This window comes from Planococcus beigongshangi (assembly GCF_016820495.1).
Classification (GTDB): domain Bacteria; phylum Bacillota; class Bacilli; order Bacillales_A; family Planococcaceae; genus Planococcus; species Planococcus beigongshangi.
In genome coordinates, this window is sequence record NZ_JADHDU010000001.1 from 231,813 (window position 1) to 245,380 (window position 13,568).

Genomic DNA, 13,568 nt, shown 5'->3' on the forward strand with positions numbered 1-13,568 from the left:
TTTTTATTTATCCGTTTGCTTTTTCGTCTTTACGGAGCACTGGCCGTGACCGCATGTCGCTTTCAAAACGCTCCAGCAATTCTTCGCCTTCCAATCCATCCTCCAGCAGTTCGGATAGGAGTGTCTCCGCATATTTGCGGCGTGCGCGTTTCAATGTCCCTTTCATCAGGACAGAAATATGATCACCGATTTGCTTCACTGCATAAATGCCGACTTCAAAAGTGGCGGGCTCGTTTTCAGGATAGGAAATGACGACTTTGACATCGTAGATTTTGCCGGATTCCATCAAACTTCTGAATTTCTCTTCATAAGCGACATCCATCAGCATCTCAAGGACCCAGGAACGGTGGCTATTTTCCTGATTTATGATAATCCCGTCTTCCAATGGGAATTTGGTGACATCATCATTCTCGACAAGTCCCATGGACAGCATCTTAAAGGTCTTCATCTTTCTGCCTCCTCAAACCAATCTTTTTTTCCAGTATAGCATAGCCGGCTTTTTTTAGGCGCCGAAGAAAACAAATCGAAAGCTTGGAAAATCCTGATTTGCATTTCCTCAAAAAGTTCAGGAACCATGCAGATCCCAAAGGAAAAGAATAAAAAACTTTTTTTATTCCAAATCAAAATAGAGATTTGAACCGCCGAAAAGCATCAAAAATCAGATTTCACCTTTTGCATAAAATTCAGTTTATTTAGTATGCTGACTTTACCGGAAGGAGGTGAAAATAGATGAATCAAGTGGGGCTGGTTGGCAGATTGACCAAAAATCCGACGTCACGGACACTGAGCGAAGGGCGTGTACATACTACGTTCATTGTCGCCGTTTCCAGAAACTTTAAAAACCAGAAAGGGGAAATCGAAAGCGATTTTATGCTTTGTTCCACTTGGGGAAGGCCAGCCGTCAATGTGGCGAAGTTCTGTGTAAAAGGTTCGCTGGTCGCAGTATCGGGAAGGCTGCAGTCCCGGCATTATGACAAAGAAGACGGTACCAGGATTTACGTCACCGAGGTCTTAGGGGACCAGATTCGTTTTCTGGACAGAAGAAAAACACAAGAAGAAACCGCTCCCTTGCAGAAGGAACCGGAATCTGTAGAAGATTTTGATTTCCCTTCGCCGGAAGCGGCAACGATCAACGCATAAGTATTTAAATTTGATGGGAGGCACTTAGCCATGCCAAAAGACGTTCAACAGCAATTAGAAGTGCACATGGAGCAACTGATCCGCCTAACAGCTCTGCTCCATCGACGATTGGCGGAGGCGGAGCGGGAGCTAAGTGAACTGAAGGAAAATTTCCGTTCCGTCACCAAGGTTTGAAATTTCACTCATAAGTTCAGCAGAGCATGGAGGGGTGGGGACCCGGCCATGCTCATTTTGGAATTATAAATTATATAAATTATGCAAAGAAAATTCCCATTTTAAACCGCTTCGGCGCTATGGACAAGCCTCCCGCAATAAGCCGAGAAGAGCACTCGTCTTATTGCTCCGGTCGGCATTCGCCTGCTCCGGAGCCGCGCCTTAGCTTAGTTCTACTTCTGGATATCAAGTGAAGGAGTATAGACTTCTTTAAGTTCGGCGTGGCGTTGAGCACCCACTCGGACGAATGTCCGAGTTAGCTTATGGAAACCACGAAACCACTTTAGCACTAGAAACATTTCTAAGATATGGAGCAAAATAGCGAAGACTTCATGGTGATCAGCGAAGTGCTGACATCCACTCGGACGAATGCCCGAGTTAGCTTATGCAAACCACGAAACCACTTTAGCACTAGAAACATTTCTAAGATATGGAGCAAAATAGCGAAGACTCCATGGTGATCAGCGAAGTGCTGAGATCCACTCGGACGAAGTAGAACGAGTCCGAGTTAGCTCAGTGCAAGCCACCAGGAAAGCGGAGCTGTTTTGCGGAATATCGGCTACTATAGCGAATAAGTGAATAGTTCCTTCAGCTCATTATCAGAAAGCTCGGTCATCCACTGGCTTGACTGGATGAATTGCTCAGACATTTCCTGTTTTTGCGTGAGCAATGAATCGATTTTCTCTTCTATCGTACCGATCGTCACAAATTTATGCACATGCACAAATTGCGTCTGTCCGATTCGGTAAGCACGGTCCGTCGCCTGGTTTTCAACAGCTGGGTTCCACCATCTGTCAGCATGCAATACGTGTGTTGCGGCAGTCAGGTTCAATCCAGTGCCGCCAGCTTTCAATGACAGGATGAAAATCGGGAATTTTCCTTGCTGGAAAGCATTTACCAGAGAATCCCGCTGGTTTTTCGGCATATTGCCCGTCAAGAACGGAACTTCATGGCCGTATAGTTCGTTGATCGCCTGCTGCAGAAGATGGCCCATCCCGATATATTGCGTGAAGATGAGGCATTGTTCACCGCGTTCGGCAATTTCTCCGGCAAGGGTGACGATCCGTTCAAGTTTTTGGGAGCGCGGAAGGATTTCTTCCGCCGATGTATAAGGCTCTTTTAAATACAAAGCCGGGTGATTGCATAATTGTTTCAGCTTGCTGAGCATTTTCAGTACAAGCCCTTTTTTCTCGAAGCCGCTCAATGTCTCCATTTTTTCGACCGTGTCCTGTACAAGCCCTTCATAAAGAGCGGCCTGTTCCGGAGTCAGCGGACAGTATTCAAGCTGTTCCTGTTTTTCAGGAAGGTTCAGCTGCAGGTCAGGATCTTTTTTCGTACGGCGCAGCAGGAACGGCTGGATGCGCTGACGCAATTTTTCCTTCGCTTCTTCAGAATCGTCGCGTTCAATCGGAATCATGAACGTTTCCTGGAATTGTTTGATGCGGTATAAATAGCCTTTATTGATAAAGTCGAAAATCGACCACAGCTCAGACAAACGGTTTTCAATCGGCGTACCAGTCAGCGCGATGTGATGCTGTCCTTTGAAACGGCGGATGGTGCGCGATTGTTTCGTATACATATTCTTAATGTTCTGTGCTTCGTCGAGAGTGATGCTGGTCCATGGCAGGTCCTGCATCTCTTCTGCATCGGATGAAGCGATGCCGTATGTCGACAGCACGACATCCGGCTGCTCCTGTTCAAGGAAACGTGCAAACTCTTCGTCTTTCGGGCGAACGGGACCGTAATGCATATACACTTTCAGGTCCGGGGCAAACCGTTCGAGTTCTTTTTGCCAGTTCCCGAGTACGGAAGTCGGACAGATGATGAGGGACGGCTGCGCTTGTTTTTCCTTATGGACGTGGAGCAGATAGGCGATCAGCTGAACCGTTTTGCCGAGGCCCATATCATCTGCAAGGCACAGGCCGAATCCTTCTTCCCGCATGAAGACGAGATAGTCAAAACCGGTTTTCTGATAAGGACGCAAATCCGTCAGCAGGTTTTCAGGAATTTCAGTGGCCGGCAGATCGCGTTTATCCAGCAGTTTATCCAGCAGGACTTTTAATGATTTGTTCAGATTGAATTCGACAAGCGGATCATCTTCTTCAACCGCTTCTTCCAGCATAATTTCCGGCACGTTCTGGAACAGCATGTCTTTGATGGTCCAATCCGCATCTTCCGCTTCATCGATCATTTTACGAAGCTGCATCAGCAAATTGGAATCGACGCGCACCCATTCATTGCCGATGCGGATGAATTCCTTGTTTTCGGAAACGAGGCGTTCAAAATCCTGCATGCTGAGTTCGTGGCCATTCAATGAAAACTGCCAGTCAAAACGGATAATCTGATCAAGTCCGACAACCGATGCTTTTTTGGCAGGGGAGTGGACATTCGCTTTCACGCGCACTTTCGATTCCTGGACAGCCTGCAGCCAGGATGGAATCGATACTTCAATGCCGAAAGCCTGGAGGATTTCCGTATCATCCCGGAGGAATTGGAGCACTTGCGCATCGGACCATTCGCTGTGGTAAAGAATCGTTTCATCAAAGCTGTCGACGGACGGGCACAGACTCAGAACCAATGCCTGTTTCTCCGCGATTTCAGCGTGGCGGCTGCGCCATTTCTCCGGCAGCACTTTCTCGAGCGGTTCATTCATACGGCGTTTTGATGGCGTCCAATATACACTGCCGCGTTTTGAACGGAGTACGACTTTGAATGACCAATCCGGTGTTTCGTCCGGTTCGCTGAGTTGCACGGCCATTACATAATCATCCGCAGGTTCCAGTCCATCCCAGCCAGCCTGCTGGATAAAATGCTGGATATAAGGAAGCTGGGCAGTCGATAAACCTTTTTGGCGGAGCTGCTGAGAGATGGTGTCACTCAGAAATGCCTGAATATCCGCATCGCCGTATTTGCTGTCGATAAGGATATCTTCGCCCTCAACTGTTACATGCTCCCAAAGGTGGGGATCGTTCAGTGAGTTTGATACTTTACCGGCAATATCCAGCCAGGCGGCATCTTCTTCAGTCTGCCCGATGAACGATACGTAATGATGCTCTTCGGCAGAAAACAGCCTGACAAAATCGGCAGGCGACAGTACGAGGTCAAGGCCATCCATTTCCGACTTCAAGCCGAAAAAGCTGTCCTTATCCATGAAATATAAAAAAGGAGTCCATATTTCCGGGGGGATCCGATTTCCATTTTCGTTGATGGCCTGGATGCGGAAGCTGTTTCCCTTGATGACTTTTAAATAATAGATGCGGCTTCCTTCTGTTTGGAATTGAGTCATACCAGATTTCCTTTCTCAATCTCTTCCTGCAGTGCACGGAGACGTTTATTCTGTGTCCGGATTTCTTTCATATAGGATTTCCAGAATTCCATTTGATCGCTCTTTTTGCAAGCGGCTTTCATTTTCTTCCAGATCCGCACGGCCTGTTTATAGCTGCTGCGGCTGCGTTCGTCCAAATGTGACATCGCGTAGCGGTGGTAGAGCGGCAGGACGTAATCCGGTGCCGCTTCCTGCACTTCCCTGAGTCCGCATTCTTCAGCGAAATACAAAGGGGAGCTATGCATATGGTGTAATTCTGCCCATTGCTTGAACAATCCTTTTTCGATCAGATAAGTGGAATAGGCAGGCAGCCCGTAGTGGCCGAATTGGCGGAACAAGTCTTCCCACTCCGCTTCATCCAGATTGATGAGTGAGAACAGGCGGCTGAGTGTTCGGACATACTGATGGCGATACTGTGTATATAAGCCTTCAAAAAGGAACGTTTTCACATGCGGGCGGACAGCGGTCAGAATCACTTGAAGCGCTTGAAGATGCTGTTCCGTTTCCGCCAGGATGGCCAGCTGGATCCAGTCATGGGCATCATTGGCTGTTATCTTTTTCGGTTCCACCTCTTCTTTCAGCAGAATGGCGAAAAAGATATTGATGCGTTCATCAGGCCGCGGGAAAGCTGCCAGTTCCTGTTTACGCAATTTGTCATTGGTGAACAGATTGGTCCAGAACAATTGGTAAACGGTCAAGCGCTGTGAAGACGAACCGTCTTTGATGGCAGCAAACGAACGCACCATCTCCTGGAGCCCATCAAAGAAAGCGTCCGATTCGAATGTCCGGTGCTGGTTATGCAATTGGTCGAGCAAATCGCGGAGATCCTGCAATTCGTCTTCGAACCAGGTTTTGAAAAACGAATGATGGACATCATTCGTACCTGATATATACGTCGGCCAGACTTCAGCCAATGAAATGAAGTGGGCATATGCCCGGAACAGTGTTTTCCACTCGCGTTCGAGCGGGACAAAGGACAAAGCATTTTTCAATCGGCCTTCATACATCTGTTCAAAGTAAAAGTAATTTCTTGTCGTATAATCCGGGATCGGATCGCGCCAGACGCTGCGGATCACTTTGGTCCATTGCTGCGGCGAACGCTTATTGCCGATTGTAGAGAGCTGTTCTTTTTGCTGGTCTCGCCAGTCGGCAACCCAGGCGGATAAAGAACCGATTTTTTGATAGAGTGCGAAGATGACAGCAAGCCTGTGACGGCAAAGCTCTTCCTGCGGACATGCACAGACAGCCGTCAGTTTATCGAAGTTCATGACGACTTTTACTGAATGGGCGTCTTTCACTATCGCTTCCAGCAGCAGCCGTTCTTCATTGAAAGACTGGATTTGCACACCATCATGGCGCACTAAAAAAACTGCTTTTCGAACCATTTCCTCATCCAGCGCACGCGCAGGATTGAGGGACTTCTCGATAGCAGCCATATAATTGTGGATTATTTCTTCATATTGTTGTGCCAGGGATTGAACCGTAGCCATTTGCATCGCCCCAAAATAAAACTTTCCTTCTATTATACTGCTTTCCGCCTTGCCCGTAAATGCAGAAGGAAAGTTCGGCACTTATCGTTGTTGTAAATATATTTTTCAATAAGGTTCTTTTTTGATACAGTATAGATTATACTGGATAAAAAGTAATTCAATTTACCTAATAAAATTAGACAGGAGAATGACTTTGGGCCATTTGTATGTGCTGGGGATCCCTGATTTACAATTCGTATTAAATCAGGAAGATATTGCTGTATGGGAACTTTTTTTATTGAACCATGAAAAACGATATGAGAAAATCCATTTTCAGGTGACAGGCGATGAAGGCTGCTACACGTTTAATGATATCGGCACATGCAATGGACCGCTCGACACTGTGCAAATCGATTTTGAGGATAATAAAGTGAAGTTCAGGAAAGGGGCGGCATCGGGCAAGGAATTTGAAAAATTTCTATTTTATATGCTCACCCAGCTGTTTGTAAGAATTGAGAAGGACAGGATCCAGTTCCTGACTACGCCGCCGGTGAAGAGCGTTAAAAGATTGAACACAAGAAGCTGATTCTTGTGTTTTTTTAGTTACGGAATGGGGAATATATGGTATGATTAACTAAACAGAATATTCTAAATTCAGAGAGGGGGGGAACCGTCATGTTGCACGTCAAAATGATGAAACCATTCTATACAAAGAAAGAAAATCATCTGGTGAAATTCGTCTTTGCCTATCAATACCTCTCCATTATGAAAGATGATGAATTATTTCATTTCATCCCGGTTGAAGGAAAAGAGATCGTAGTCAATACGAATACTTTCCAGGTTGAAAATTTGTCTGATGTATTCGTTTTCCAAAAAGGGAACCGCTTTATCCGATTGCCGCTCTATCAGCTGCTGCTGGTATCCGATATCCATATGCATCTCCAGTCTATTTTGCAAGGTGAAAGTGCGGGCATCGCTGAAATTCCGGATCAGGCCAAAACAGAAGCTATGGAAGTGATCGAGGAACTGGAACACGAAAATTTCGAGCGGATGATCGATTACGCACTTGAGTCAAGAGACGAAGTGATGTTCAACGAACTTATCGCATTACAACAGCTAAATGGAGGTCTGCCAAGTGAAGCTTGAACCATCCCTTGCCAATTTCATATCTGACTGACTGCGCCTGCCCGGAATAGAAAAGGGAAGGCGCTTTCGTTTGCCCTTTTTTAAATGCTAAAACCCTTTTCCTGTAAATGCGGAAAAGGGGTTTTATGGTTTATGAATATACATGATCCACCTCTACATCATTGTGAAAAAGTTGACGATCAGCATTACGGCCGCTGAGCCCCCGATTCCCAAAGCAAGATCTTCCCATCCAAGTTCAAGCACTTTTTCGAAATTCATCCCAATCCACTCCTTCTGTGTGTTCTAAGTTAGTTATAGAAGATCTTGCGTGCAAGCCATAGAATCCAGCTGGATTTATAACTTAAATTGATTGTATTCAATTATCAAAAATTTGTCATGTTACTTTATTACTAAAAATTCTAAATAATAAAAAAACTACGCGTGAATAGGCTTTTTACTACTGAAGTTACATTATTATCAAATATTATATTGAAATATTCAAAATAGACTGGTATATTTAATAAAAGAATTTTCAAAAAATAGGAAACCGACTACACAGAGGAGCTTGCACATCATGAAATTTTACTTATCGATGGATATGGAAGGTGTCACAGCTTTACCGGATTATACATATGTGGATTCGAAGGAACATAATTACGAACGGGGACGCAGGTTGATGACGCAGGATGCAAATGCGGTCATCACCGGCGCTTTTCAGGGTGGTGCAGAAAAATTTCTGGTCAATGACAGCCATTCGAAAATGAATAATCTGATAGCAGAAGATTTACATGAAGACGCTGAACTCATCACAGGCGGCGTGAAAGCCTATTCCATGGTGGAGGGGCTGGATGCCTCTTTTGATGGTGCTTTTTTTGCCGGATATCACGCAAGAGCCGGTCAAAAAGGTGTCATGTCCCATGCGATGATTTTTGGCGTGCGGTCGATGTGGATCAACGAAGTGGAAATCGGGGAACTTGGGCTCAATGCATATGTCGCTGGCCATTTCGGGGTGCCGGTCCTGATGGTTGCGGGAGATGACTGCGCCTGCCGGGAAGCGGAAGCGCTGATTCCGAATATCATCACGGCCGCTGTGAAGGAATCATTGACACGTTCAGCCGTCAAAACGCTGCATCCGAAAAAAGCGCAGCAATTGCTGCGGGACAAAACAGTGGAAGCCATCGAAAACCGCTCTAATGTGAAACCGCTTACGCCGCCTGAAAAACCGGTGCTGAAAATCGAATTTACGAATTATGGGCAGGCGGAGCTCGCCGCAATGATGCCGGGCTGCACGATTGAAGAAGGGACGACGATTGTCCGTTTCGAAGCCGAAGACATATTGGAAGCTTACCGGGCGATGCTTGTCATGGTTGAACTGGCGGCGCAGTCTCAGTTCAATTAAAAGGAGGGTCTGAAAAAATGGCATTATACATATTCAAACGTTTTTGGATGATGCTCGCGACGATCTTCATCATTGCGACGCTGACATTCTTCCTGATGCACGCCGTTCCGGGCTCACCGCTCGAAGCGGAACGTACGACGAACGAAACGATCCAGGCGAATCTGGAGAAGTTCTATAAACTGGATCAGCCATTGCACATCCAGTATTTCGATTATATGAAATCCATCGCGACTTTCGACTTCGGACCATCGATCAAAGACCCGAACCGGACAGTCAATGAATTGCTTGAACGCGGTTTCCCGATTTCCTTTGAACTCGGTATCATCACGATTCTCGTCGCTGTCATATCAGGGATCCTGCTGGGCACGATGGCGGCGCTGCGGCACAATAAAATGATCGATTACGCGGCGATGGCATTTGCGGTCATCGGGATTTCGATACCGAACTTCGTGCTCGCGACGCTGCTGATCCAGCAATTGGCCGTAACCTGGGGAATCTTTCCGCCGGCCACCTGGAAAAGCCCGATGCATATGGTGCTGCCAGTTTTGGCGCTTGCGACCGGTCCGATGGCGATCATCGCCCGTCTGACGCGCTCGAGCATGCTTGAAGTTCTGACACAGGATTACATAAAAATGGCGCGTGCCAAAGGCATCAAACCGATTCGGATCGTATTGCGCCATGCGCTCAGAAACGCATTGATGCCGGTAGTCACCATCATGGGGACGCTGCTTGCCGGTATTCTGACCGGTACATTCGTCATTGAAAAGATTTTCGCGATACCGGGAATGGGTAAATATTTCGTCGATTCGATCAACAATCGGGATTATCCCGTTATTATGGGAACAACCGTATTTTACAGCGCATTCTTGATCTTCATGCTGTTCCTCGTGGACATCGTTTATGGACTTCTAGATCCGCGCATCAAGCTCCACAAAAAAGAAGGTGATGTGTGATGACACAGGTCCGTGATGAGTGGTTCCGTCCACTCGAAAAAGACGGAGATGAAAAAGAGCAAGTCGTCCGCCCATCTTTATCCTATTGGAAAGATGCATGGCGGCGGCTGAAGAAAAATAAATTGGCAATGGTCGGACTGGGCTTTCTGATCTTCTTGGCAGTCATGGCGATATTCGGCCCGATTCTGTCGCCTCACTCGGTGACGACGCAGGATCTTCCGAATCAAAACCAGCCGCCGAGCGGTACACATTGGTTCGGCACGGATGAAGCCGGACGCGATGTCTTTACGAGAACCTGGTATGGTGCACGGATTTCTCTGTTTGTGGGATTGATGGCTGCCTTGATCGATTTTACGATCGGCATCATCTACGGGGGCATCGCCGGATATAAAGGCGGCAGAACCGATACGCTCATGATGCGCATTGTCGAGATCCTTTACGGCTTGCCGTATTTGCTCGTGGTGATTTTATTGCTTGTCGTTATGGGTCCGAGTCTGACTACGATCATCATCGCCTTGACCATCACCGGCTGGGTCGGCATGGCCCGGATTGTGCGGGGACAGGTGCTGCAGGTGAAAAACTATGAATTTGTGACGGCGTCGAAATCGTTTGGCGCGAAAACGTCACGGATCATCCGAAAAAATCTGATTCCGAACGCCATGGGCCCGATCATTGTTCAAATGACATTGACGGTGCCGAGTGCGATTTTCGCTGAAGCGTTCCTGAGTTTCTTGGGGCTCGGGATCCAAGCCCCGTTCGCGAGTTGGGGCGTAATGGCGAATGATGCCTTGCCGGTCATCATTTCCGGTGACTGGTGGAGATTATTCTTCCCGGCATTGTTCATTTCTTTGACGATGTTTGCATTTAACGTATTGGGTGACGGGCTGCAGGATGCGCTCGATCCGAAAATGAGGGGGTGACAGCATGACTGGCAAACAGATAGCAGATGAACTCTCACGTTCCCGACTTGAAGACGGAGCGGAAGCAGATCCAATAGAGCATGAAGGCAAACGGGGAAAAATCGTTTCACCGAAAAAGAAACGGACAATTTCATCTGAAAAGATCCTGGAAGTGGAGGATCTCCACGTCACATTCAGTACGTACGGAGGAACGGTCCAGGCAGTGCGCGGCGTCACATTCGATCTATATAAGGGGGAAACGCTGGCGATCGTCGGCGAATCGGGCTGCGGAAAATCCGTGACTTCGAACGCCATCATGGGCCTCGTTGAACAGCCGCCCGGCAAGATCACTTCCAAAGGCGTTTACTTCAAATCAAAAAACCTGGCGAAACTGTCCAAAAAAGAGATGCGCAAAATCCAGGGTGTAGATATTTCGATGATTTTCCAGGATCCGATGACGGCGCTCAATCCGACCCTTACGATCGGGGAACAATTGACGGAAGGCGTCAAACAGCATAAGAAATTGAGCAATGCGGAAGCGAAGCAACGTGCCATCGAGATGCTGGCGCTTGTCGGAATCCCGAATCCCGATGAGCGGATGAAACAATATGCGCACCAATTTTCAGGCGGTATGCGGCAGCGCATCGTTATTGCGATTGCCCTGATCTGTGAACCGGAACTGCTGATTGCGGATGAACCGACAACGGCGCTCGATGTGACCATCCAGGCGCAGATTCTGGAACTTTTTGAAGAAATCCAGATCAAGACGGGCGTTTCCATCATCCTGATCACGCACGATCTCGGGGTAGTTGCGAAGATTGCCGATCGCATCGCAGTCATGTATGCCGGCAAGATCATCGAAACCGGCACGAAGCGTGAAATTTTCTATACCCCGCAGCATCCATATACTAGAGGCTTATTGAATTCGGTGCCGCGTCTCGATCTGACCGGGGGAGAATTAAAGCCGATCGACGGCACGCCGCCCGATCTCTTTTCACCGCCTTCAGGCTGCCCATTTGCAGCGCGGTGCCCGTTTGCGATGGAAGTGTGTCAGGCCGTTTATCCGGATACGACCGAAAAATCGGAAACACACCGGGTCGACTGCTGGCTGCAGGACAGCCGGGCACAAAAATTGATCGACGAAGGGGCATTCGCCCGCTGATCCATTTGGCTGAAAGCGCCATTCGCGCATTCACATAGCAAGATATCAAACAAAGGGGGCTTTACGATGAAAAAATGGCTGGTTTTATTTCTGATGGCAATGTTCGTGTTCGTTCTTGCAGCATGTACGGCAAGCGAAGATGCGGGCGAAGAAACACCGGATGAAGGCGGAGAAAGTACGGAAGGGACAACCGAATCCGGTGGGGACAAGATCCTGTTGCTGAACAACGGAGCAGAGCCGACATCATTCGATCCATCGATCGGATTCGATGCGGTGTCCTGGTCAGCGCTCAACAACCTGATGGAAGGATTGACGCGTCTGGATGAAAGTTCACAGCCGGTTGAAGCGACGGCTGAAGCCATCGATATTTCGGAAGATGGATTGACTTACACATTCACAATCCGTGAAGAGGCAAACTGGTCGAACGGCGAACCGGTGACAGCCGGAGATTTCGTATTCGCTTGGCGCCATATGCTGGACCCGGAAACGGCTTCACCTGCTGCGTTCCTTGCTTACTTCATCGAAGGGGCGGAAGCATTTAACAGCGGAGAAGGGTCTGCTGAAGATGTAGCGGTCGTGGCGGAAGACGATAAAACATTGGTCGTGACGCTGACTGCACCAACGGAAGCATTCCTGAACATCATCACGAATCCGAGCTTCTTCCCGATCCATGAAGCGACGGCAGCCGAAAACCCGCAGTGGCACACGGAAGCGGAATCATTCGTCGGCAACGGGCCATTCAAATTGGCATCATGGAGCCACGATGAAAGTTTCACATTTGAAAAGAACGAAGAATACTGGGATGCCGAAGCGGTTAAATTGGACGGTGTCGAGTGGGAAATGGTAAACGATGAAAACACGGAATATCAAATGTATGAAGCAGGCGACCTGGACGTTTCGAATGTTCCTTCTGAGCTTTCGGAACAGCTGATGGATTCACCGGACCTCGTGACACTTGATCAGGCGGGTACGTATTTCTACCGTTATAACGTAGAGATGGAACCTTTCAACAATAAAAAAGTGCGTCAGGCGTTGGCATTTGCTGTCAACCAGGATGACATTGTTCAATACGTAACGAAAAATGGCGAGAAACCGGCTTATGGCTTCACTTCCTACGGTTTTGAAGGTCCGGACGGCACGGATTTCCGTGACGCTGCCGGCGACATTGTGAAATTCGACGCTGAAAAAGCGAAGCAATTGCTGGAAGAAGGAATGGCGGAAGAAGGCTGGGAAACTCTGCCGGAAATCACAATCACCTATTCAACAAGCCCGTCACACCAAATCATTGCTGAGACATTGCAGGATCAGTTCAAACAAACATTGGACATCGATGTTAAATTGCAAAACGTGGAAAGCTCTGTATTTGCTGCAGATCAAAAAGAATTCAAATACCAGTTGTCACGTTCTTCATTCCTGTCCGATTATGCGGACCCTGTGAACGCATTGGAGAGCTTCATCACTGGTTCTTCAATGAACCGCACGCAGTGGTCGAATCCGGAATTCGATCAATTGATCGCGGATGCAAAAACGGAAACGGATTCAGAAGCACGCTGGCAGATGCTGATCGAAGCCGAGAAAATCCTGATGGACGAAATGCCGATCTTCCCGATCCATTTCTACAATCAGGTGCAGCTTGAAAAGGAGGGCGTGGAAGGCATTTTGCGCCACCCGGTCGGCTATATGGATCTGAAGTATGCGGATAAGAACTAAAAGCGGAAACGGGCGTTCAGCTCCGACAGGCCTAAGACGGTCCGGCGGAGCGGCGTGTTTTCAGCCGCACAGACGGAGTGGCTTATGACCCGAGGAGTTGCCCGTTGCAGCTGGATAGCAATAAAATCTTTTATAACCGATGAAATCGCTCCAGGCAGACGCTTTCCGCAGGG

Annotated in this window: 12 protein-coding genes; 9 read left to right on the plus strand and 3 right to left on the minus strand. The window is 47.9% G+C overall.

Annotated features, from left to right (window positions below; translation table 11 throughout):
* Positions 1-7: 7 nt before the first annotated feature.
* On the minus strand, positions 8-448 hold the full coding sequence (locus tag IQ294_RS01175) for a YwpF family protein (protein WP_203332189.1): 441 nt from the start codon (positions 446-448) through the stop codon (positions 8-10).
* 281 nt (positions 449-729) lie between these two features.
* Between IQ294_RS01175 and IQ294_RS01180 the strand changes: the two genes are divergently transcribed.
* Both IQ294_RS01180 and IQ294_RS01185 read left to right on the plus strand, forming a co-directional pair.
* The gene (locus IQ294_RS01180) at positions 730-1,140 is read left to right on the plus strand and encodes a single-stranded DNA-binding protein (RefSeq protein WP_203332190.1); all 411 of its coding nucleotides are present in this window, start codon (positions 730-732) and stop codon (positions 1,138-1,140) included.
* 30 nt (positions 1,141-1,170) lie between these two features.
* Positions 1,171-1,314, plus strand: a complete 144-nt coding sequence (locus IQ294_RS01185) for a hypothetical protein (protein WP_203332191.1) — start codon at positions 1,171-1,173, stop codon at positions 1,312-1,314.
* 601 nt (positions 1,315-1,915) lie between these two features.
* Here IQ294_RS01185 and IQ294_RS01190 read toward each other — a convergent pair.
* A complete protein-coding gene (locus IQ294_RS01190; RefSeq protein ID WP_203332192.1) occupies positions 1,916-4,639 on the minus strand; it encodes a DEAD/DEAH box helicase in 2,724 nt (907 codons plus the stop codon).
* A complete protein-coding gene (locus IQ294_RS01195; protein WP_203332193.1) occupies positions 4,636-6,168 on the minus strand; it encodes a hypothetical protein in 1,533 nt (510 codons plus the stop codon). Before IQ294_RS01195 ends, IQ294_RS01190 begins: the two co-directional genes overlap by 4 nt.
* Before the next feature lie 193 nt (positions 6,169-6,361).
* On the opposite strand from IQ294_RS01195, the gene IQ294_RS01200 reads away from it, so the two are divergent.
* From IQ294_RS01200 to IQ294_RS01230, 7 genes are all read left to right on the plus strand, one after another.
* Complete coding sequence (locus tag IQ294_RS01200) at positions 6,362-6,733, plus strand: hypothetical protein (protein WP_203332194.1); 372 nt, start codon at positions 6,362-6,364, stop codon at positions 6,731-6,733.
* 89 nt (positions 6,734-6,822) lie between these two features.
* The gene (locus IQ294_RS01205) at positions 6,823-7,293 is read left to right on the plus strand and encodes a transcriptional regulator (protein WP_203332195.1); all 471 of its coding nucleotides are present in this window, start codon (positions 6,823-6,825) and stop codon (positions 7,291-7,293) included.
* A 553-nt stretch (positions 7,294-7,846) separates the two neighbouring features.
* Positions 7,847-8,671 carry a M55 family metallopeptidase gene (locus IQ294_RS01210; RefSeq protein WP_203332196.1) on the plus strand — a complete coding sequence of 275 codons (825 nt, stop codon included), beginning with the start codon at positions 7,847-7,849 and terminating at the stop codon, positions 8,669-8,671.
* Positions 8,672-8,688: 17 nt separating this feature from the next.
* Positions 8,689-9,624 carry an ABC transporter permease gene (locus tag IQ294_RS01215; RefSeq protein ID WP_203332197.1) on the plus strand — a complete coding sequence of 312 codons (936 nt, stop codon included), beginning with the start codon at positions 8,689-8,691 and terminating at the stop codon, positions 9,622-9,624.
* Complete coding sequence (locus IQ294_RS01220) at positions 9,624-10,544, plus strand: ABC transporter permease (RefSeq protein WP_203332198.1); 921 nt, start codon at positions 9,624-9,626, stop codon at positions 10,542-10,544. Before IQ294_RS01215 ends, IQ294_RS01220 begins: the two co-directional genes overlap by 1 nt.
* 4 nt (positions 10,545-10,548) lie before the next feature.
* Entirely contained in the window at positions 10,549-11,685 is a 1,137-nt protein-coding gene (locus IQ294_RS01225; RefSeq protein ID WP_203332199.1) for an ABC transporter ATP-binding protein, read from the plus strand.
* A 66-nt stretch (positions 11,686-11,751) separates the two neighbouring features.
* A complete protein-coding gene (locus IQ294_RS01230) occupies positions 11,752-13,395 on the plus strand; it encodes a peptide ABC transporter substrate-binding protein (RefSeq protein WP_203332200.1) in 1,644 nt (547 codons plus the stop codon).
* The last annotated feature ends 173 nt before the right edge of the window (positions 13,396-13,568 follow it).